This window comes from Plantibacter lichenum (genome assembly GCF_050587525.1).
GTDB lineage: Bacteria > Actinomycetota > Actinomycetes > Actinomycetales > Microbacteriaceae > Plantibacter.
Map to the genome: position 1 here is coordinate 205,893 of NZ_JBOBFT010000002.1, position 21,863 is coordinate 227,755.

Below are 21,863 nucleotides of genomic sequence, written 5' to 3' on the forward strand. Positions count from 1 at the left end.
CTAGCCTTAACTAAGTAAGGTAATCCATACCTAATTAAGGCTAGGCTAAGAACCGGCTGACGGAACTGCCGCTCCCACCGCGCGAGGCCGCTCTCGCCAGCCCTCCCACAGCAGCTCCCCCACCGCAGGAGAGAATCGGCATGACCGCGAGCACCACCAGCCATCCAGCCGTTGCAGGCGCCCCGCTCGTCGGCGCGCGAACGCACGCACGTTCCGACCTCCGACCGGATGCCGGAGCGGGTGGCCGCCTCGGCTCACGTCTTCGGCGGTTCGGCAGACGTCCCGTGTTCGCGGCGGCGCTCGTCGCCGGCATCGCCCTGGCTGCAGCCGGCGTGCCGCTCTCCGTCCCCGCCCCGGCCCACGCCGCCGGCAGTGTCACGACCCACGTCGTGGACCGCCCCGACCTGCAGAACGTCGCAGACCCCAACTACCTCACCCAGGTGCAGGTCACGGGATCCGGGTTCCAGTCCATCGTCAACGGGCACGGCGGCATCTACGTCCTCTTCGGCTGGGCGGAGCCCGGCGAATCCTGGAAGCCGAGCAACGGCGGCACCACGGGCGGCGAGTACCGCTACGTCCCCGATGACGAGACCAATCCGACCGGATACGCCCTCTTCGTGACCTTCCCCGGCGGCGACACGAGCTACGCGGCCAACGGCGGCGAGGTCGATGCCGCGGGCAACTGGTCCGGCGTCATCAGCATCCCGGGATCCACCTTCCAGGCCTTCGACCGCAGCGGCAACGCGACCACGGTCGACTGCCGGCAGGTCCAGTGCGGCATCATCACGATCGGCGCGCACGGTGTGAAGAACGCGAACAACGAGAGCTTCACGCCCATCACCTTCACGGATCTCTACAGCGGGGATACGAACGCCCAGGTGGCCGCGCCGCCCGCGCCGGCGGCTGCTCCCGTGAGCACACCGGAGCCGACGATCGTCTCGAGCACGATCGTCGCCAAGCCGAACGAGCTGGCCGCGGCGTCGGCGACCGACGACCTCGTGCCGCTCCTGACCGGAGCCATCATCGGCGTCGGGGCCCTCGCGATCGGGGCCGTGGCCTTCCTCGTGTGGGCGGTCGTGTCCGGCAGGAAGCGTGCGGCAAAGGCTGAACTCGTGGCCGCGGGGGCGGGAGCCGCAACAGGGTCCGGAGCGGGTGCGGGCAGCGGGACGACGACCGCCGGAAGCCCTCCCGACGAATCGCCCTCCATCGATCAGCCGTCCGGCGACGCGTCCCGATGATGCGGGCGATGCGACGCCGCACGACGACCGCGCTCGGCGCCGCCCTCAGCCTGGCGGTCATCGCCTCCGGAGCCGGCGCGGGAGCCGGAGCCGCATTCGCCACGATCGACGGCGCGGATCCGTCCGCGCTCACGGTGACGACGAATCCGTCGATCGCGGCGCCCGTCCTCGAGTCGGCGGCGCCCGAAGCGCTCACGCTCAGCTGGCCGTCCCCTGCACCGGATGCACTCGCCGCTCTGCAGGGCGGCGTCGCCACGGACACGCACCTCCTGTTGTACCCGGCCGAGGCGATCCTCCCGGGAGATCCCGACGCCGCGGCGGACGCGATCGCTCCGTCTCCCCTCGCCGAGCTCGACCCGACGCCCGGAGTGCCCGCGGCGTCTCCCGGTGCACCGGACGCGCCCGACACGAGTCCGTTCACGATCGTGGACGCGACCCTCGAGCGGCCACTCGCCTCCGGAGAGACGGCCGTCAGCATCGGCGGCCTGCAGGCGTCGACCTCCTATCGAATCGTCACGCGGTTCCTCGGGACGAGCGCTTCGCCCGATGCCGCAGTCGGCACCCCCGCAGTCGGCACCCCGGCAGTCGGCACCTCCGCTCTCGACTCCGTCGCGACTGCGGCGACGAGCACCCTCGCCGAACCCGAACGACCCGCGGAGCCAGAGCCCTCCAGCGAGTCGAGCACGCCGACCCCGAACCCCGCACAGGCGTCGCCGACCCCGTCGCCCTCCGCCGACCCGACGCCGTCGAACGACTTCGCCTCGCAGCGGTCCGCGATCGCAGCGGCTGCGGCGCCCGGCGTCCCCGACGCACCGAACGCGACTCCCCTCAGCGACAGCGCCATCACCGTGTCGTGGCCCGCCGTCTCCTCCGGCGCCCCCGTCCGTTTCTACGTCATCGACGTGTACCGGGGCGGAGACCGCGTCAAGACGATCCCGAACCTCGATCCGCTCCTCGTCGGCACGACCTACGACGTCACGGGGCTCGCCGCGCACACGGCCTACACCTTCACGATCACGGCACAGGGCACCGATGCGTCGAGTGCGCCATCCGCCCCGTCGGAAGCCGTCTCCACCCTGCGCGGCGCCCCCGGTGCACCGTCGAAGCCCATCGTCGCCGCGTCGGCGACGGACCCGCTCGGCATCGATGCGTCCTGGACCGCCCCCGCATCGGACGGCGGCTACGCCCTCACGGGCTACCGGCTCGAGCTCTTCGCGGGCACGACCATCAACCTCAGCAACCTCGTCGCCACGACCGAGGTCGGGGCCGACACGACGACGCACGCCTTCGGCCGCGTGGGGCTCGTCGGCAGTTCGCTCTCCGTACGGGTGACGGCACTCAACGGCGCAGGGGAGACCTCCTCGCCGCTCAGCGCCTCCGTACGCGTCGAAGCGACCGCCGTGCCGTCGACCCGCGTCGCCCAGCCCAAGTTGACGGAACTCGGCCCCGGCCGCCTCGGCGCCGAATGGACCACAGCGACCGGAGCGACCGCATCGACCGGCTACCTGGCGACGATCGCGACCACTGAGGGCCTCAGCTCGTCGGCGATCGTCGGCGTCGTCGACCTCGGCACTGGCTTCGGCCAGAGCGGGACGCTGACGGCGACGCTGCCCGACCAGCCCGGCGGCCGCGCCTACACGGTGCAGATCACGGCGTACGAACGGATCGATGCGCAGGCGAAGCGCTACCGGGTCACCTCGCTCAAGAGCGCGGCCGTGCAGGCGTCCGGCGCATCGGCTCCGCAACGTGCAGACCGGCCGACGACCCTCACGAGCGATGGCGCGGACCGCCTCACGGTCGCGGGCGCCGGCATCGCGAACGGCCGCGCCAACGGCTCACCCGTCACGGCGTTCGAACTCACCCTCTACCGGGCCGGGAGCTCGACCGCCGTCGGCAAGACGCAGGTGCCCGCGGTCACGAACCCGGACGATCCCGATCGTATGCTGCAGACGGCATACACCTTCACCGGCCTCGACCGCTCGACGACGTACACGGTCACGGCGGCCGCCGTGAACGCTGCCGGCACAGGTCCAGCGTCGACGTCGAGCGCCGCGGTCACCACGCTCGCGAAAGCGGTCCCCGGCTCAGTCCCGCCCGCCATCACCACGCTCGCAGCACTGCGAACCGCGATGGCGGACGGCTCCGTCCGCATGGTCACGGCGGAGGAGGCCGGCATCGGGAGGACCGTCGAACCGACGTCGATGCTCTCCGCGACGTTCCCCTGGAAGGGATCGGCGACGAGCGGCGAGGTCTGGCTCTACGAACCCCTCACCTACCTCGGACAGTTCTCGGTGAAGGACGGCGTCCTCACGACCACCGTCCGCATCGGCGAGGTCGACGACGGCGACTACGCCCTCTCCTTCGTGCCGGACGGGCAGGCCGCGAAAGGCTCGAGGGCCGATACCGCGAATCGCGCTTCGGCCGATCGCATCGCCGCCGTCCCCTTCACGGTCGCCGCGAACCGGTCCGGCCCGACGACGATCGACAACGCCGTGCTCCGCTGGGGATTCAGCCACGAGGCCGGCAACGGTGCGTTCTTCGGAGGCTGCAACTTCCTCACGGCCGGTCGCATCCCCGACATCGGGCACGGCGAGGTCCTGACCCCCGACCGCTACTCGGCGCAGTCCGGGCCCGTCAGCATCGAGAAGCCCGGTGCGTCCGGCGCCTACGAGCTCGCACGCTACGAGACCCGCTGCACGGACCGCAACGGCAAGCCCGTCGACTCCAACGTCAACAGCCCCTTCACGGATGCACAGCTCGTCATCGTCGGCGGCGCCGGAACGGTCGACCCCTCCACGAACAGCGGGACGATCCAGTGGAAGGGCGACTTCTCCGTCGCCTTCTACGGCGGCCTGACGTTCTGGTACGGCTCGGACCCGAAGCTCACCGTCGAGAACGGCGTCGGCACCCTCACCGCGACGGCGAGCGGCTACGGCACGGACATGGACGATCTCAGCAAATGGGTCCCGATCCCTCCGCGCGAGATCGTGCTCGGCACCCTCCACGGCGTGACGATGCGCTCCGACGGCTTCACCGTCTCCCCCGACTACGTCGGCGTGAAGATCGCGCAGGGCGAGCAGGTCGGGCGGGACGGGACGAACGGCTCGTACTGGGGGTCCTTCCCGCAGAGCTTCGTCGACTTCCAGCAGCTCACCGGCCAGTTCTCCTACTGGTTCACGAGCGGGGGACGCCAGGATCCGGGCAAGGTCGCGGCTCCGTTGACGGTCGGTTTCGATGCCGCGACGTTCGTGGCAGTGCCTCCCGCGCAGAGCGGTGATGGGAGCATGCCGTCGCTCGTCCCGAACGCAAAGCAACCGCCCCGCTCCCTGAAGGCCCCTGCGCCGCTGCCCCCTCCGGCTGCGGCCGCGGCAGGTGTGGGCGGCACGATCTACGAGACCGTCACGGTCGTGCAGGAGGGGCAGGTGGTCCCGGCATCGCAAGTCGTGCCGCTGTTCCTCGCGCTCCTCGTGCTCCTCGGCGGTGTCACGGTCGTGGCCGCCGCCGGAGGTGGCCTCATCGCGTCCGGCCTGATCCCCATGGGCCGTCGCTGAGCCGCACCCCGGACCCTGAGCCGCACCCCGGACCCTGAGCCGCACCCCGGACCCTGAGCCGCACCCCGGACCCTGAGCCGTACCCCGGACCCTGAGCCTGTCGAAGGGCACGAGAGCAGGAGAACCGCGCGACAGCAGGACGTTCCCACGCGAACGGTCCTTCTCTCGCGCGGTTCTCCTTCACCCGTGCAGACGCGTCAGCGCATCCGGCCGGCGTCAGCGGGGCAGGAGCAGCGGCACGAGGTCGGAGAGGTCCGCGCGCTGGCCCGACGCGTGAACCTTGCCGGTCGCGACGGACTCGTCCCACGTCGTGCGTCCGCTCGCGAGGGACAACCAGGTCTGCGCGTCCATCTCGACGACGTTCGGCGGCGTGCCACGCGTGTGCCGCGGGCCCTCGATGCACTGCACGGCGCCGAACGGCGGCACCCGGACCTCGACCGTGTTTCCCGGCGCCCGCTCGACGAGCAGCTCCAGGAGATAGCGGACCGCCGTCGCGATGTCGTTCCGTGGAGCAGCCGCATCGCCGAGCGCCTGCTCGAGTGCAGCCTTGCCTGTGGAATCCGTGATCCGAGGTCGTGCCATGCGCCCTAGGCTAGTACGCGTGAAGATCCTCGTCCTCGGTTCCGGTGCCCGCGAGCACGCCATCATCAAGGCCCTCCTCTCGGAAGAAGCCGGCCACCAGATCATTGCGGCGCCGGGCAACATCGGCATCGCCGGCGACGTCACGGTCGTCGGCATCGATCAGGAGAACCCGTCCATCGTCCGCGACTTCGCTCGCGACGAAGCGGTCGATCTCGTCGTCATCGGTCCTGAGGCCCCGCTCGTCGCCGGTGTCGCCGACAAGCTGCGCGCAGCCCACATCCCGGTCTTCGGGCCCAATCGTTCCGCCGCTGCGCTCGAGGGCTCCAAGTCCTACGCCAAGCGCATCATGGACGAGGCCGGTGTCCCCACGGGCCGTGCCGTCCGCGCCGAAGCGCTCGACGCCGCCATCGCCGCGCTCGACGAGTTCGGCGCTCCGTACGTCGTCAAGGCCGACGGACTCGCGGCCGGCAAGGGCGTCCTCGTGACCCCCGATCGCGATGCGGCCATCGAGCACGCCACCTACTGGCTGGGCTACGGCGGCGTCCTCGTCGAGGAGTTCCTCGAGGGCCCGGAGGTCTCCCTCTTCTTCGTGACCGACGGCGAGACGGTCTACCCGCTCTCCCCGGCACAGGACTACAAGCGGCTGCTCAACGCCGATGCGGGCCCCAACACTGGCGGCATGGGCGCGTACTCGCCCCTCCCCTGGCTCGACGAGCGCTTCGGCGGCGAGGACCTCTTCGTCGACGAGGTGCTGAACACCATCGCGATCCCCGTCGTGCAGCAGATGGCGTCCGAGAAGAACCCGTTCTCCGGCCTCCTCTACGCCGGCCTCATCATCACGGAGCGCGGCATCCGCGTCATCGAGTTCAACGCGCGCTTCGGCGACCCGGAGACGCAGGTCGTCCTCCCCCGTCTCGTCACGCCGCTCTCCACACTGCTGCTCGGTGCGGCCACCGGCACGCTCGCCCAGCAGCCCAAGCCGGCCTTCGCCGAAGCGGCAGCCGTCACCGTCGTGCTCGCAAGCGAGAACTACCCGGAGAAGCCCGTCACCGGTCGTCCCATCACGGGCCTCGACCGAGCAGTCGCCGTCGAGGGCGTCCACCTCGTGCATGCCGCAACGGCCGATGTCGACGGCGGTCTCGTCGCCACCGGCGGTCGCGTCCTCAACGTCGTCGCCCTCGGGACCACCTTCACCGAGGCCCGCGCTCGAGCGTACGAGGCCATCGAACTGATCCACCTCGAAGGCGGCCAGTACCGTACCGACATCGCGGCTCGCGTCGCGGACTGATCCGCCTCGCGGACGGAACCGGCTCGCGGAGTGTTCCCACGAGACGACTGATCCCCTCACCGACCAACCGAACGATCGAACGGGCGAGCAACGATGCCGAGCTTCACGAGTCACGACGGAACCCGTCTCCACGTCGATCTCATCGGCGACGACTCCCTTCCCACACTCGTGGTGCTCGCGGGCGGGCCTGCACGGCATCCCGAGTACCTGGGCGATCTCGGCGGGCTGAGCGCCAGGCGTCGGCTCGTGGTCCTGCACCAGCGCGGTGTGGGCGAGTCCGAGTCGGGCCCGAACACCGAGGCCGGTGCGGTCGCCGCATCGTGGCCGGGGCTCGCGGACGACGTCGAGTCGCTCCGGCGCTGGCTGGAGCTCGAGCGCATCGAACTCCTCGCGCACTCAGCCGGCACCCGGGTCGCGATCGTCTACGCCTCGCGCTACCCGCAGCACCTCGAGCGGCTCTGCCTCGTGACCCCGCCCGCCACCTGGCTGGTCGACACGGACGACGACAGTGCCGACATCATCGCGAAGCACAGCGGCGAGGACTGGTATCCGGAGTTCGTCGAGGCGGTGCCCGGCATCATGGCGGCGCCTGATTCCGCGACCGGCAACACGTTCTTCCCAGCGCTTGCACCCATCGCTTGGGCGGAGTGGAACGATGCCGCGCGCTCCCACGAACAACTCGGTGCTTGGCACCCCGTTGCGCAGGACGCGTTCGTCCGGACCATCAGCGAGGACGACGTGTACGACCTCCGCGATGCGCTCAAGGCGGTCACGGCGCAGGTGCTCGTCGTCGCGGGTGCCGAGGACGGCCTGACTGGGCTCGCCCCGGTCGTCGCCCTGGCGAAGCAGTTCCCGTACGGCCAGGCGGTCGTCCTCGACGAGTGCGGCCACTACCCGTGGGTCGAGCAGCCCCGGTCGTTCTCGGCGGCCCTCACTCCGTTCTTCCCCCTCGTCTGACGAGGCTAGCCAGACCAAGATCGTCTGACGACGGTCGTCTGACCAGGCCTCCGAAGTCCCGCACGTGTCACTCACTCTCGCAACGCGAACAGCCCGCGACCCGTCAGTGACGGATCGCGGGCTGTCATCGCGCTGAGGCGATGGGGCGAGGCGGAAGGCTACTCGGCGGCCAGCACGGCGGCTTCAGCCGCATCGGCCGCGGTGGCCTGCTGACCGGAGCGGGTCTCGGGCGAGGACCATGCCGCAGCCTTGGGCTTCTGGAAGAACAGCACCACGATCGCACCGACGACCGCGAGCGCCGCGGGGAGGAGCAGGGACTGCGCCATCGCCGTCGTGAAGCCAGCGTGGAGTGCTTCGGGCAGTTCCGCACCGGTGAAGTCAGAGGCTCCCGAGCTCGCACCACCGGGAGCGGCGGGGAGTTCCGCGGCCAGGCGGCCCTGGATGAGCGCTGCGATGCCAGCGCTGCCGAGGACGGCGCCGATCTGACGGGTCGTGTTGAAGACGCCCGATCCGGCACCCGCCTGGTGCTGCGGCAGGTTGCGGGTCGTGAGGTTCGAGACCGGCCCCCACATGAATCCGTTCGCGAAACCGAGGATCGCGCTCGGGAACAGGAGCATCCAGATCGGCTGCTCCGGCGTGAGCAGAAGTGAGTACCAGCCGAGGGCCAGCGCCAGGAGCAGCAGACCGGCGAGGGCGAACCACTTCGGGTTGACCTTGTCGATGGCGCGGCCGACGACGGGTGCGAGACCGGCGGAGATGACGGCCATCGGCACGAGCATCAGGGCGGACTGCGTCGGGGTCAGGCCGCGGACGGTCTGGTAGAAGAACACGAGCGGGAGGGACATGCTCGTGATCGTGAAGCCGATCGTGGAGATCGCCAGGTTGCCGACCGAGAAGTTGCGGTCGCGGAACAGGCCGAGCGGGAGGAGCGGCTCGCTCTTCGTGACCGCCTGCCATCCGACGAACAGCGCGAGGACGACGATGCCGGCGATGATGAGTCCCCAGACGGTGATGGGTCCCGTAATGGTGCCCCAGTCGTAGGTCTGGCCCTCCTGGATGCCGAAGACGAGGAGGAACATGCCGATCGCGCTCAGCACGACGCCGAGGATGTCGAACTTGTGGGGGCTCGTCGCGAGGTGCGGGACGTTTCGCCACACCATGATGAAGCCGACGATGCCGACGGGCACGTTGATGAAGAAGATCCACTCCCAGCCGAGGCCGTCGACGAGCACGCCGCCGAGGATCGGTCCGACGAGCGTCGCGACACCGGCCGTGGCGCCCCAGAGGCCCATGGCAGCACCGCGGCGGTCCGGCGGGAAGATGCGGGTGATGACCGCCATCGTCTGCGGCGTCATGAGCGCGGCGCCGAGGCCCTGGACGACGCGGGCGACGATGAGCATCTCGATCGTGCCGGACAGACCGCACCAGAGCGAGGCGAGGGTGAAGATGACGAGGCCGATGAGGTAGAGGTTCTTCGGGCCGAAGCGGTCGCCGAGGCGGCCGGTGATGAGCAACGGCACCGCGTAGGCGAGCAGGTAGGCGCTCGTCACCCAGATGACGTTGTTGATGTCGGTGTCGAGCCCCTTCATGATCGAGGGGTTCGCGACGGAGACGATGGTCGTGTCGATCAGGATCATGAAGAACCCGATGACGAGGGACCACAGTGCCGGCCATGGCCGCACTGCGGTGTTCTTGGTGGTTGTCTGTGACATGCTTCGTGCTTTCTGAGCGGAGGCGGTGACTCGCCGCGGGACGCCGCGACGGAGGTCTGCGGGCTGGCGCGGACGCGATGCGTGTTCCGCGCCGGTGCGGGAGGTGAAGTGGGGTGGACGGACGGGTCGGTCGGGCCGACGAGTCCGGGAGAACGCGCTGCTCTGCGGCTAACCGCTCGGCAGGGTGACCGGCGAAGGCCGCTGGTCGGTCTCCTGTTCGGGCGTTCCGGGAGTCCCAGGAGTTCCCGATATATGGGACGCGTGCACGTGGGATGCGTGGAGGTGCGATTCGTGGGCCTGGTGCGCGTCGTCCGGTTCGTGGACGTGCGACATCGAGCAGTGGTGGTGGTCCGGGTCGTGCCAGGGCAGTGATCCGGATTCGAGTTCGCCGAGGAGTTGCTCGATCCAGGCGACCTCGGCGTTGGCGATGGCCTGCGAGTAGCCGACGTTCATCCAGTAGACGCGGGGCACGTTGCGCGAGTCGACCTCCGCGACGCGCTCCTCGGTCTCGGCGATATCGCGTCGCTTGGCGACGAGGCGCTCACGCAACAGGTCCATGACGTGGTCACGAGTGAGGTTGTGCGCTTCGGCGATCGCGAGGGCGAATTCGGGGAACTCGTCCACCGGGGTGCGGAGCATCTCGACGAGGCGGTCGGCGAGCGCGTCGCGTCCGGCATCGGTGATCTCGAAGGTCGTGCGCTCTGGGCGGGCGCCGTCGCGGTCGGTGCCGACGTCGCGGACGTAGCCGTCGCGTTCGAGTGCGTACACCGCACGGTAGAGGGAGCCGGCGCTCGCTTTGACGACGCGGACCTCTTGGCGGAGCACGGCGAGCTGGTACATCTCGTACGGGTGCATGGGGCGTTCGTTGAGGAAGCCGAGGGCGGCGACGCCGAGGGGACCGAGGGGTTTCGGGTGCATCATGCGTCTCCCTCCCTGATTCCTGTCGCGCTGCCTGTCGAGTTCCGGTCTCCTGATCGGATCCCGGATGTGTTCCGCTCGAACTATTCCACATGGAATATACCTCGTGGAATCGCTCGCCGCAACCGTCCGCCGCACCCACCCGTCCCGGCACCACGTGTCCCCGGCGCCTGCGACATCGGGCCTTCGGCGGTGCGGGATAATGATGCGGTGAGCGAATCTGCGGAACCGAACGGCTGGACCCACACCTACTCCGGCAAGGTGCGCGACCTGTACGCGCCCACCGAGGGCACGACCGATCGGGTGCTCGTCGTCGCGAGCGACCGCGTCAGCGCGTTCGACCAGGTCCTCGAACCCGGCATCCCGGGGAAGGGTGAGCTCCTCACCGCCCTCAGCCTGTGGTGGTTCGACCAGCTGGCGACAGTTCCCAACCACCTCGTCGCCGACCACGAACAGGCCGCAGACGGCACCGTGCGCGAGCTCATCCCCGCCGAATTCTCCGGCCGTGCGATGCTCGTCCGGAAACTCGACATGTTCCCGATCGAGTGCGTCGTCCGCGGCTACCTCACCGGCTCCGGCTGGAAGGAGTACGTCGCCAGCCAGAGCGTGTGCGGCATCCCCCTCCCCGCAGGACTCCGCAACGGCGACCGTCTCCCTGAGCCCCTCTTCACACCGGCTTACAAGGCGCCGCTCGGCGAACACGACGAGAACATCAGCTTCAGCCGCATGATCGAACTCATCGGCGAGGACGACGCGGTCGCGCTCAAGGATCTGTCGCTCTCGATCTACGCGACGGCGTCGACCATCGCAGAAGCCCGCGGTGTGATCCTCGCCGATACGAAGTTCGAGTTCGGCCGGAACCCCGAGACGGGTGTCATCACGCTCGCCGACGAGGTGCTCACCGCCGATTCCAGCCGGTACTGGGATGCCGTCACCTACGCCGCGGGCGGGTCGCCGGAGGAACGGATGGCGAGCTTCGACAAGCAGATCGTCCGCGACTGGATGGCCGCGAACTGGGACCAGTCGGCTTCCGAGACGCCGCCGGCGCTCCCCGCCGACATCGTCGAGCAGACGACGGCCCGCTACCGCGAACTCCTCGAGCGGCTCACCGCGCCAGTGCGCTGAGCGCGCCCCGGCTCCGATCACTGAGCCCGTCGAAGTGCACCACGGTCACTGAGCTTGTCGAAGTGCATCGACCCCACCACCGGTCACCGAGCCCGTCGAAGTGCATCGACCCCACCACCGGTCACTGAGCTTGTCGAAGTGCGTTGACTCCACCCTTCGACAGGCTCAGGGACCGGACGTGCGGCCTCAGGGACCGGGCGTGCGGCCTCAGGGACCGGGCACGCAGGCTCAGGGACCGAGCTCGAAGCGTCAGAGGCCGGTCGCGAGGTTCTTGCGAGTGGCGCGGCCGCGTTGACGAGCCGAGTTGGCGAGGATGGCCTGCGCATCGGGCAACGGCCCCTCCGGCACGAGCACGCCCATCTGCACGGCGGTCTTCTCGAGCGCCGCACGCGTGTCGTTCGCCGCGAATCGTGCGTCGGCGACGACCTGGTCGCACTCGCTGCCAACCTCCGGCTGCGCCGCGCCGACACGGATGAACTCGCGCTGGGCCCGTTCGGCCGCCGCATACATCCGGGTGAGCGTCCAGAGCCCCGTCCAGGAGACGTCGTCGTCGAGCCCGATGAGGTGGTCGTTGAGCGGGTCGACCCATCGCGACGGCTGGTGGCCGCCGCGCAGGGAGTCACGTCGGCGGAGTCGGTCCTGACGGGTGATGAGCAGGAAGACCGTGAGCAGTGCGGCCACGATCGCGCCGATGACGTCGACGCCGGGCACCCAGTCGGGGTCGGCGATCGGCATGGACAGGACGATGTCATTGCCCGGCGCGATGACGGCGTCGATGAATGCACCGATGAGGCCGCCGATGACGAGGGCGACGAACACGAGGAAGCCACCGAAGAGAAGCGTGAGGCGCCGACGGAGGCGACGGACGTTCGCTTGCTCGTCCGTGAGCTCGCCTCGTTCCGCGAACGGATCGACCACCATCAACCGGCCACCGATTCGCACCACTCCGGGGTGCCGCGCGGTGACCGTCATGACCTCAAGATACCGCAGGAGGTGTCGGATCGGGCGGGGCCGACGGGTCGTTTCGTCGCGGATTTCCCGGGATCCCGGGACCCTTGTCCCCCGAAATGAGGACATCCGATCCGCCTCCGTTCAGGTGCGACCCGTCCGGGGGTGTTCAAAACTCCGCAGCACGGCCCACGAACGCTCGCACCGTTGCTCAGGTGAGCATGCGAAATCGATGCCGCGGCGCGCTCGATCGGAATTGGGAATGCCGACGGGGCGACATCGGTTTCCATTCACATGAATACTGATCCGCAGCTCTCGCAGCTCGACAAACTGGCAGGCGACACGGCGATGGGCCCGGTCACGCTGCTCGTCGGCGATCTGGACCTGATGACCGCGTACTACCGCGACGCCGTCACACTCCAGGTGCTGAGTGCGGACGTCGAGAGCGTCGTCCTCGGCCGCGGCACCACGCCGATCGTCATCCTGGAGCACGCTCCTGCCCTGCGCCACGCCTCCGCCGGCTCGGCCGGGCTGTACCACACGGCCATCCTCTTCGACACGCAGGGCGCCTTGGCCGCGGCCCTCAACTCCGTCGCCGCACACGCCCCTGGCACCTTCACGGGCAGCGCCGACCATCTCGTCAGCCAGGCGTTCTACTTCACCGACCCGGAGGGCAACGGCGTCGAGCTCTACTGGGATCGGGCTCGCACCGAGTGGAGTTGGGTGCACGGGCAGATCGAGATGGCGACCCTCTACCTCGACCCCAACGAGTTCCTCCGGACCCACCTCACCGAGGAGCATCTCGCCGCGCCGGCCGGCCCGGCGGTCGTCGGGCACGTGCACCTGTCGGTGGGCGATGTCGCATCCGCTCGCGACTTCTACGTCGGCACACTCGGCTTCGACCAGACGGTCGCCCTCGGTTCGAGCGCCCTGTTCGTCTCGGCGGGCGGGTACCACCACCACATGGCGATGAACGTGTGGGACTCCCGCGGAGCCGGCCCTCGGATGCCCGCGCTCGGGCTCGGTCGCGTCGACATCCAGGTGCCGACGGCCGATGACCTCGGTGCGCTCGAGGAACGGCTCAAGCACCACCGTCTGCAGACACGCAACGACGGCAGGACGCTGAGCGTCGAGGACCCGTGGCTGAACTCGCTGCACGTGGTCGCCGCTTCCGACCACTGAGCCCGTCGAAGTGCACCCGGTCGCTGAGCCTGTCGAAGTGCACCCGGCCGCCGACCTCGCCCAAGTGCCACCGTCCCATCGAGCACAACTCCTTCGATTCGAACAGTCGCCGATCCGAGATCCCCAGGATTCCGCGGATCGCCGATGTCGACACCTCGGAATCGAAGGAGTTGTGCTCGATGCCCTTCGACAGGCTCAGGGACCGGGCGGAGCGACCGGGACGGACGCTCAGGGACGCAGCGCGACCCGAGGGTGCGTACCGGCGGCCGCGAGTTCGAGCGCGGCGTCGACCTCGGCGAGCGGCAGGGTGGCCCCCACGAGCTCGGCGAACGGGTACCGCCGCCACGCCTCCGTGAGGAAGTCAACGGCGCGGGCGAGATGAGCAGCCCGGTAGTTGTGGACGCCGCGCACGCTCAACAGGTTCCGGACGATGCGCTCCGCGTCCATCGCGAGCGGAACGCCCGGAAACACGCTGCCCACGAGCACGGCCGTCCCGCCGACGCCGAGGGAACCGATCGCAGCATCCACTCCGGCCCCGGCACCCGACATCTCGATCGCGACGGGGAAGCCGTCGACGCCGGCCGCCAGTTTCGCCGCTTCGACCGACGCCTGCCCGACGGAACCACCGACGGGACCCGAACCGACCGCCGTCGGATCGACCGTCGCGATCGCCCCGAACGACATCGCCAGGGCGCGGCGTCCGGCATCGGGATCGCTCACGACCACTCGCGCTCCAGCATCGGTCGCGATCGCCGCGACCGTGAGGCCGAGCATCCCGGCCCCCGTGACGAACACGGCCTGCCCGGCGAGCGGACGACCGACGGCGTCGAGTGCCGCGACCGCTGTCGCCGTCGCGCAGGACGCGGGCGCGAACACCTCCGCCGGCGGGGTCTCGCTGACGACGACGATCGCGGTCCCGGTCAGCACCTCGACATGCGTCGCGAACCCGCCGCTCAGCTCCCAGCCGCGGTGCACCCGGTCGTGACCGTACTTCGCGAGGCGGCGGCACTTCTGCTCGAGTCCCGCGGCGCATCGATCACACGATCCGCAACTCACGATCACCGACCACACGACCCGCATCCCTGCGACGAGGAGGGTGCCGTCGACGGCCGTGACAGGCCCCCCGACCGCCACGACCCGACCCACCTGCTCGTGACCGAGGACGAGCGGTGTCGCCGCATCGCGGCGCCCGAGGACCGTGTGCACGTCGGACCCGCACACCGTGGCGAGCTCCACCTCGACGAGGACGTCTCCCGCGCCGAGGGTCACGCCGGGAACGGCCATCGCCTGGTGCGGGTGTCCGGGCCCCGGCCAGACCATCGCGGTCGGTGAGGGTTTGATGAGCACGTCGCTGCCGACGTGTTCGGTGAGTGTGGTGTGCATGATCCCCGGTCCCTGCCCCGTCGTTCCTTCGTCGGTGCGGTCGTCAGTGCTGTCGTCGGTGCGAGTGGTGCGGTGGGTGGCGGCCGCCGTTCGGTGAGCGGGCGCCGGCGGACGTTCAGTCGAGGCCGAGCAGCGCAGGCAGGTCGGCGATGCTCGCGATGACGTCGTCCGCGCCGGCCTCCAGCAGGACGCTCTCGTCGTGCGCTCCCGTGAGCACGCCGACGACGAGTCCGGCACCGGCGTTCAGACCGGAGAGCATGTCGCTCGCCGTGTCGCCGACGACGACCATCGTGTCCACCGAGCTCGCGCCCGTGCGGATGAGCGCGGTGAGCGGCAGGTCGGGGGCGGGGCGGCCGCGGCCCGCGTCGGACGGCGACAGGACGAGGTCGGCGATGTCGGTCCAGCCCAGGCTCTCAAGCAGCGCGTCGCGGGTCGCCGGGGCGAATCCGGTCGTGAGGACGACGGTCACGCCGAGTTCGCGCAGGAGGCGGATCGTGTCGGATGCTCCGGGGATCTCCTCGACGCGGCCGGCGGCGATGAGCGATGCATAGGCCTCTTCGAACGCGACGTTGCCGGCCTGGGCCCGCTCCTCGTCGCCGCCCGTGAGCACCCGGAAGACGTCGATCTTCGACTGCCCCATGGTGCGGCGGACGTAGTCGAGGGCTTCGTCGATGCGGGTCGGGGTAGCGTCCGAGAAGTCGTCGTCGCGAGCGTCGTCGTCGGTCTCGTCGTCCTCGTCCTCGTCGCGTTCGTCCCGCTCGTCGCTGGCGTCGTCGGTGTCGGCGAGGTTGGACGAGTCGTCGCCGGCGTCCGCGTCATCGGCGTCGGCGTCGGCGTCTTCGGCGTCCGCGTCATCGGCGTCGTCCAGTGCGCTGTCGTCGAACCCGTCCTCGTCGTCGAACCCGTCGGCGTCGCTGTCATCGAGGCCGATCGCGGCTGCGGCGATGCGGAACGCCTCTTCGACGATGCCGTCGTCGGAGACGGTGGTCCCGGCGAGGTCGAGGACCACGAGTTCGAGGACGAGTTCGTCGTCCTCGTCCACCTCATCGCTGATGGCGGTCAGTTCGTCGTCCAAGTCGTCGAGTTCGGCGAGTTCGTCGACGATCTGCTCGGCTTCGACGGCCCCTTCGGTCGGGAGGCCGTCAGTCGTTCCGGCGGTGTCGGTCGTGTCGATGGTGGTCATGAGGTGCCTTTCGAGGAGGGGACGGACGGTTCGGACATCGGTGGATGTGTTCACAACTCAGGAGCGATTCGGCGTGTCGGCCGGGGAATGCGGTGTCTCGGCGCGACTCGCCGGGACGCTCCTGAGTTGTGAACCGCCGTGGGCTGCGTCGATGGCGTGCTCGCCGAGTGCGAGCCCCGTCGTCATACCGATGCCGGTGGTCGCCGCGACGAGGTGCACGCCCGGCTCCGGCTCCTCGACGAGGAAGTCCTGCGGCGCGCTCGCGTACACCCCCTGCCACCGCTCGATGACGCGGAGCTCGCGCGTGCCGAAGAGTTCGCCCGTCGCCCGCAGCAGCTCCTGGAACGCGTGCTCGCTCTGGAACGGCGGGACCGCCTCGCCGCGGTAGTGCGTGTCGCCCACGATGAGGCTGCCGTCCGGGAGCTGCGTCGTCATGAGGTTGAGGTCGAGCGCCGCGAGCCCTGGTTCGCTCCTCGTGAGTCGTTCGCGGACCTCGCCGATCGACGGCAGCTCCGCGAACGCGCCGTAGCGCAGCATCGACCATCCGGTGAGCAAGGGGGCATGCAACGGCGCGCGCAGACGTCCGCGCACCCGCATCATGTCGAGGCCGCATCGCCGGATCTGCAGCCGTTCAGCGACCTCCGGATACAGCTGGTCGATGTCGTGGTTCACGGCCACGACGACCGTCCCGGCGGTCACGCTGCCGCGGGTCGTCTCGACGGCGCCGGAGCGGACCCCGGTGACCGCCGTGCGCATTCGGAACTCGACGCCGCGGGAGCGCAGGTGCGACTGGACGGCCGATGCCGCCTGCCGCGGGTTCGCCTGCAGGTCGCGCGGCAACCACGCGCCGCCCACGACCGACGCGGGAGCGACGGGCGCGATGGAGCGGAAGGTCTCGGCGTCCAGCATCCGGATCTGCTCATCCTCCGTTTTCAGGAAGAGGTCTTCGCCGAGCGCACGCAGCGGCTGACGCTCACCTCTGTGTGAGAACAGTGGATCCTGGATGGTCTGGGTGGCCGGGATCGCGGAGCCACTGGCGGCAGATGTCCGCTCGGCGAACTCCTGCAGGACGCGGAGCTCGTCCTCGTGCCTGGCGACGACGAATGTGCCGCTCTCCCGCACCCACACGTCGGCGTCCGCGGCGAGACGCAGCCAGATCTCCCGCGACCGTTCACCGAGCGCTCTCGCGAAGCCGGCCTGCGGAGTGACGCACAAGTGTCCGAAGTTCCGGACGGTCGCACCCTGCACCTCGGCCGATCGGTCGATCACGACGACGCGCAGACCCCTGTCGGCAGCGGCCAGCGCAGCACCCAGACCGACGATGCCGGAGCCGACGATCGCGACGTCGAACGCGCCCGCCGCCGTGCCGCCCGATGCGGCGGCCGCCGCCGCAGCCGTCATGCTCCCGTCGACCGTCGCGGGCACGCTCACGGCGGTCATCGGAACACCCGCCGCATCCACATCGCGAGCCCCTCCACCGCGAGCACGACGACGAGGATCATGAGCACGATCGCCGTCACCTGGTCGTAGTTGCCGCCCTGGTCCGCCTGGATGAGGTAGTAGCCGATGCCGCCGCCGCCCACGATGCCGAGCATGGTCGCGGCGCGGATGTTGGTGTCGACGGCGTAGAAGGTGTGGCCGATGAGGGCTTTGAGGCCCTGCGGGAACGTGGCAGAGGCATAGACCTGGAGTCGCGTCGCGCCGACCGCGCGGACGGCGCGTTCCGGACCCGCCGCAACCTCTTCGAAGGAGTCGGCGATGAGCTTGCCGAGGAGGCCGATGCCGCAGATCCCGAGCGCGAGGACGCCCGCCTGAGCGCCCATGCCGGTCACGACGATGAGGAGGATCGCGAGGATGAGCTCCGGGATGCCGCGGATCCCGACGAGCAGGAAGCGCGAAGTGGTGCGGACGGCGGGCGTCGGGGCGACGTTGCGCGCCGCGAGCGAGCCGATGACGATCGAGACGACGAGGGCGATGAGAGTCGCGGCGAAGGCGATCGTGATGGTCTCGAGCATCGCACCGAACATCTGCTCCGGCAGATAGTTGCCGAACGACGGCGGCCACAGTTTGGCGAGCACCGCGGGCGCTTTCGCCCAGAACGTCAGGAAGTCGCTCCAGACGATGTTGGACACGACGACGCCCCCGATGATCACGGCGACGGCGACCCACGCGGACACCGTGCCACGTACGCGCGCACTCGTCCACGGGCGTCGAGCAGCGGCGGCGATCCGATCCGCGTCGGCCGCGGTCGCGGTCGCGGCGGTCGCTGAGCCCGTCGCAGCGCCGACCCCGGTCGCTGAGCCCGGCGCAGCGCCTCGCCTCGCCCGGTTCCCGATCCCCCGCACCACACGATCGCCGAGGCCGCGCCCCGTCGGCGCGATCCCCAGCATCGTCTTCCGCACCGCGCTCGACACGATCTCCATGACCACGCACAGCGCGAAGATGACGAGGGCGAGCCCGATGCCGAGGGAGTAGTCGAGCGATTTGAACGCGAGCGACAGTTCCCTCCCGAGCCCGGCCACACCGACGTAGCCGAGGAGGACCGACCCCCGCAGGTTGATGTCTCCACGGTGCAGGACGGTCGCGACCCACGACGGCAGCACCTGCGGGAGGACGCCGCTCGTGAACTCCTGCAGCTTCGACCCGCCGGCCGCGCGGATCGCGAGGCGCGGTCCCTCATCGATCTGCTCGATCGCATCGGCGAAGAGCTTCGAGATCATGCCGGTGGAGTGGATGCCGATCGCGATGATGCCGGGGAGCGAGCCGAGGGAGAACATGAGGACGAGGATCATCGCGATGACGACGTCGGGGACCGCGCGGGTGAAGACGCCGATGAAGCGGCCGAGACCCCGCCAGAACTGGCCGGGCGTCGTGTTGGCGGCCGACAGGTAGGCGACGGGCACGGACAGGATCGCGGCGAGGACGGTGCCGGTGATCACGATGCCGAGGGTGAGCGCGGTCAGGCCGATGAGCTCGCCGATCGGGGGGAAGGTGATCGTGCCGACGCGGTTCACGAAGTTGACGGCGTTGCCCCAACTCGCGATCATCTTCGGGATCGAGATGTTCACCGAGACGAGCGAGTACACGGAGAAGCCGAGGAGCGCGATGAGAGTGAGCGATGCCGCGACGGTCTGGGCGGAGATGCGCCTCGCCGGTGCGCGGCCCGCGAGGTCGTCGTCGGCAGCCGGCTCGGGGCGTTCCGAGCCGGGCCGGCGGGTGGGCGCGAGGGTGACGGCCATCAGCTGACGCCGTCCCGCTCGGTGCCGGCCTCGGGCGCTGAGCCGCTCCCGGTCGCTGAGCCGCTCCCGGTCACTGAGCCGCTCCCGGTCACTGAGCCTGTCGAAGTGCCCCTCCCGGTCGCTGACCCGGTCACTGAGCCTGTCGAAGTGCGTGCCGTCGCACCCGCATTCCGACTCGCCGTTCCCGCGTTCCAGTCGCGGGCCTCGTCATCCGAATCGACGTCCCAGGCGGCGTCCTCGTCGCGCGGGAGTTCGTCCTCTCCGGCGCGGTCCTCGATGCCGAGGATCTCGCGGAGGTCGTCGTCCGGGTCGCCGAGCAGTTCGTCGATCCCGAGCTCGTTCTGAATGGCCTGCAGTTCGCGCGTCGTCGTGGCGACGCGACCGTAGATCTCCATGACCTCCGCTTTGCCGAGGCCTTCCGTGGGGGTGTCGAGGACGACCTCGCCGTGGCGGAGGCCGACGATGCGATCGCCCCAGGACAGCGCGAGGTCCACCTGATGGAGGCTGCAGACGACCGTGAGTCCGCTGTCCATCGCGATCTCGCGGATGAGCGCCATGACCTGGTCGCTCGACTCCGGGTCGAGGGATGCGACGGGCTCGTCGGCGAGGAGGATGTCCGGGTCCTGCATGAGCGCGCGGGCGATGGCGACGCGCTGCTGCTGGCCGCCGGAGAGCGTGTCTGCGCGCTGGTAGGCGCGCTCGAGGAGGCCGACGCGGTCGAGGTGACGGAGCGCTTTGAGCCGGAGGGTGCGACCGTAGCCGATGATGCCGAGCCGTGGCCCGCGGACGGTGGCGAGCGATCCCGTGAGCACGTTCTCGAGAACGGTGAGGGAGGGGACGAGTTCGAACTGCTGGAAGACGAAGCCGACCTTCGCGCGCAGACGGCGGAGGTCGCGGCTGCCGAGGGCGGGGACGTCGTCGCCGAGGACGGTCACCTGGCCGGAGGTCGGGAGCTCGAGCCCGTCGAGGTGGCGGAGGAGCGTGGACTTGCCTGAGCCGGAGAGGCCGAGGAGGACGACGATCTCGCCGCGCCCGATCTCGAGGCTCACGTTCCGCAGTGCGACGGTGCTGTCGAAGCGCTTCGTGACGGAGCGCAGCGCGATCACCGGAGAACCGCCGGCTCGCGCGGCGGTGTCGCTGTGCTGCTGGTCGGTGACGGTCATGTCATCGGTCCTTCCGGTCATCGGATGAGGCTGTGTGGTGATGCGGGGCGGCCCTGGATCGGAGGCCGCCGCCCTTCGACAGGCTCAGGGACCGAGTCCCGGTCACTGAGACCGAACCCGGTCACTGGGACCGAACCCGGTCACTGAGCCTGGGCCCGGTCACTGAGCCTGGGCCCGGTCACTGAGCCTGTCGAAGTGCAGATGAGGGACTAGCCCTGGCACTGCTTCGCGTTGGTCTTCTTGCAGATGTCGCGGATCGTGTCGTAGTACTTGTCGTCCACGGGCGAGGTCGCATAGAACGTGGCGCGGAACGCATCGCTGTCTGCACCCTTGATGCCGGCCTTGATGATCTGGTCGATCGTCACCTCGCCGAGCGTCTTGGTGAGCGTCTCGCGGACGTCCTTCGGGAGGGTGTCGGAGACCACGATCGGCGCTCCGGGGACCATCGTCTTGTCGATGACCTTCACCTTGTCGCTCTTGGCGACTTCGGAGTCCTCGGCGAAGCCAGCCTCGCACTCAACGCCCTCACCGGTCTTGGTGACCGAGACGTCGTGCTTGCCGGCGAAGACCGGGGTGACGTCCTTCTCGGGGTCGATGCCGGCGTTCAGGAGGTTGTAGCTGGGGAAGAGGTAGCCGGAGGTCGACGACGGGTCGACGAAGCAGACCTTCTTGCCCTTGAATTCTTCGAGCTTCGTGATGCTCGACGACTTCGGGACGATCGCCTCGGAGTAGTAGCCGGGCTCCTGGCCCTGCTTGGTGACGATGGAGGAGATCGGGGTGATCTTGGCGCCGTTGTTGACGGCGGTGACGTAGGTGAAGCCGGAGAACGAGGCGACGTCGATCTTGCCGGCGACGGCTGCCTCGATGAGGGCGGCGTAGTCGGTCGACTCGTGGTATTCGACCTTCTTGCCGGTCTCCTTGGCGATGTAATCCATGAGCGGCTGGTAGTTCGTCTGCGTGCTGACGCTGTCGGGGACGACGCCGAAGACGAGCGTCTGGTCGTCGACGGCGAACGTACCGGCGCCGGAGCCCGCGCTGTCGCTCGAGCCGTCGGTCGATGCGGATGCGCTCGAACAAGCGGCGAGGCCGAGTGCGAGGAAGGCCGCCGCACCGAGTGCCAGGGTGCGGGTGATGGAGAGCTTCATGGTGGTGAACGTCCCTTTCGGAAGAACCGTGTCGCCCATCGCCGGATGCCGTTGGGCGCTGCTGTGAGGTGCGAGGAGAGGTGCCTGTGCGCTGCGATCCTGCTCGGCGACGCGGTGCTCGAGCCGTGCTGCTGCGTACGTTGTCAGACGCTACGAGCGCCACCCGAACGGGGCGGGGCATCCCGGTGAACGGCCGGTGAAGTGCTGCCGACAGCTGACCGACGCGAATATCAGATGCCGCTCCCGGAC

Annotated in this window: 16 protein-coding genes; 6 read left to right on the top strand and 10 right to left on the bottom strand. The window is 69.6% G+C overall.

The window, feature by feature from the left end:
- Window positions 1–140 precede the first annotated feature (140 nt).
- Together ACQ3HB_RS04345 and ACQ3HB_RS04350 are read left to right on the top strand one after the other, a co-directional pair.
- A complete protein-coding gene (locus tag ACQ3HB_RS04345) occupies window positions 141–1,238 on the top strand; it encodes a hypothetical protein (protein ID WP_430918084.1) in 1,098 nt (365 codons plus the stop codon).
- A gap of 8 nt (window positions 1,239–1,246) precedes the next feature.
- A complete protein-coding gene (locus tag ACQ3HB_RS04350) occupies window positions 1,247–4,789 on the top strand; it encodes a fibronectin type III domain-containing protein (RefSeq protein ID WP_430918086.1) in 3,543 nt (1,180 codons plus the stop codon).
- A gap of 216 nt (window positions 4,790–5,005) precedes the next feature.
- Here the strand turns inward: ACQ3HB_RS04350 and ACQ3HB_RS04355 are convergent, their stop codons facing one another.
- Window positions 5,006–5,371, bottom strand: coding sequence for a sterol carrier family protein (locus ACQ3HB_RS04355; RefSeq protein ID WP_430918088.1), 366 nt, complete (start codon window positions 5,369–5,371; stop codon window positions 5,006–5,008).
- A 19-nt stretch (window positions 5,372–5,390) separates the two neighbouring features.
- On the opposite strand from ACQ3HB_RS04355, the gene purD reads away from it, so the two are divergent.
- Window positions 5,391–6,659 (top strand): phosphoribosylamine--glycine ligase, encoded by a 1,269-nt coding sequence (purD, locus tag ACQ3HB_RS04360; protein WP_430918090.1) that lies wholly within the window; start codon window positions 5,391–5,393, stop codon window positions 6,657–6,659.
- A gap of 93 nt (window positions 6,660–6,752) precedes the next feature.
- On the top strand, window positions 6,753–7,616 hold the full coding sequence (locus tag ACQ3HB_RS04365; RefSeq protein WP_430918091.1) for an alpha/beta fold hydrolase: 864 nt from the start codon (window positions 6,753–6,755) through the stop codon (window positions 7,614–7,616).
- Between the two features lie 158 nt (window positions 7,617–7,774).
- On the opposite strand, the gene ACQ3HB_RS04370 is transcribed toward ACQ3HB_RS04365, so the two are convergent.
- Both ACQ3HB_RS04370 and ACQ3HB_RS04375 read right to left on the bottom strand, forming a co-directional pair.
- Complete coding sequence (locus ACQ3HB_RS04370) at window positions 7,775–9,328, bottom strand: DHA2 family efflux MFS transporter permease subunit (RefSeq protein ID WP_430918092.1); 1,554 nt, start codon at window positions 9,326–9,328, stop codon at window positions 7,775–7,777.
- Window positions 9,329–9,496: 168 nt separating this feature from the next.
- Window positions 9,497–10,249, bottom strand: coding sequence for a PadR family transcriptional regulator (locus ACQ3HB_RS04375; protein WP_430918094.1), 753 nt, complete (start codon window positions 10,247–10,249; stop codon window positions 9,497–9,499).
- Window positions 10,250–10,456: 207 nt separating this feature from the next.
- Between ACQ3HB_RS04375 and ACQ3HB_RS04380 the strand changes: the two genes are divergently transcribed.
- Entirely contained in the window at window positions 10,457–11,371 is a 915-nt protein-coding gene (locus ACQ3HB_RS04380; RefSeq protein WP_430918096.1) for a phosphoribosylaminoimidazolesuccinocarboxamide synthase, read from the top strand.
- Window positions 11,372–11,620: 249 nt separating this feature from the next.
- On the opposite strand, the gene ACQ3HB_RS04385 is transcribed toward ACQ3HB_RS04380, so the two are convergent.
- Window positions 11,621–12,343 (bottom strand): hypothetical protein, encoded by a 723-nt coding sequence (locus ACQ3HB_RS04385; RefSeq protein WP_430918097.1) that lies wholly within the window; start codon window positions 12,341–12,343, stop codon window positions 11,621–11,623.
- A gap of 270 nt (window positions 12,344–12,613) precedes the next feature.
- On the opposite strand from ACQ3HB_RS04385, the gene ACQ3HB_RS04390 reads away from it, so the two are divergent.
- Complete coding sequence (locus ACQ3HB_RS04390; RefSeq protein ID WP_430918099.1) at window positions 12,614–13,501, top strand: VOC family protein; 888 nt, start codon at window positions 12,614–12,616, stop codon at window positions 13,499–13,501.
- A gap of 228 nt (window positions 13,502–13,729) precedes the next feature.
- Here the strand turns inward: ACQ3HB_RS04390 and ACQ3HB_RS04395 are convergent, their stop codons facing one another.
- The 6 genes from ACQ3HB_RS04395 to ACQ3HB_RS04420 form a co-directional block, all read right to left on the bottom strand.
- Window positions 13,730–14,884, bottom strand: coding sequence for a zinc-binding dehydrogenase (locus ACQ3HB_RS04395; RefSeq protein WP_430918100.1), 1,155 nt, complete (start codon window positions 14,882–14,884; stop codon window positions 13,730–13,732).
- A 115-nt stretch (window positions 14,885–14,999) separates the two neighbouring features.
- The gene (locus tag ACQ3HB_RS04400) at window positions 15,000–16,067 is read right to left on the bottom strand and encodes an HAD family hydrolase (protein ID WP_430918102.1); all 1,068 of its coding nucleotides are present in this window, start codon (window positions 16,065–16,067) and stop codon (window positions 15,000–15,002) included.
- Between the two features lie 57 nt (window positions 16,068–16,124).
- On the bottom strand, window positions 16,125–17,507 hold the full coding sequence (locus ACQ3HB_RS04405) for an FAD-dependent oxidoreductase (protein ID WP_430918104.1): 1,383 nt from the start codon (window positions 17,505–17,507) through the stop codon (window positions 16,125–16,127).
- Window positions 17,504–19,306 (bottom strand): phosphonate ABC transporter, permease protein PhnE, encoded by a 1,803-nt coding sequence (gene phnE, locus ACQ3HB_RS04410; RefSeq protein ID WP_430918106.1) that lies wholly within the window; start codon window positions 19,304–19,306, stop codon window positions 17,504–17,506. The genes ACQ3HB_RS04405 and phnE overlap by 4 nt, the downstream gene beginning before the upstream one ends.
- Complete coding sequence (phnC, locus tag ACQ3HB_RS04415; protein WP_430918108.1) at window positions 19,306–20,469, bottom strand: phosphonate ABC transporter ATP-binding protein; 1,164 nt, start codon at window positions 20,467–20,469, stop codon at window positions 19,306–19,308. The genes phnE and phnC overlap by 1 nt, the downstream gene beginning before the upstream one ends.
- Window positions 20,470–20,678: 209 nt before the next feature.
- Window positions 20,679–21,614, bottom strand: coding sequence for a phosphate/phosphite/phosphonate ABC transporter substrate-binding protein (locus tag ACQ3HB_RS04420; protein ID WP_430918110.1), 936 nt, complete (start codon window positions 21,612–21,614; stop codon window positions 20,679–20,681).
- Window positions 21,615–21,863 lie beyond the last annotated feature (249 nt).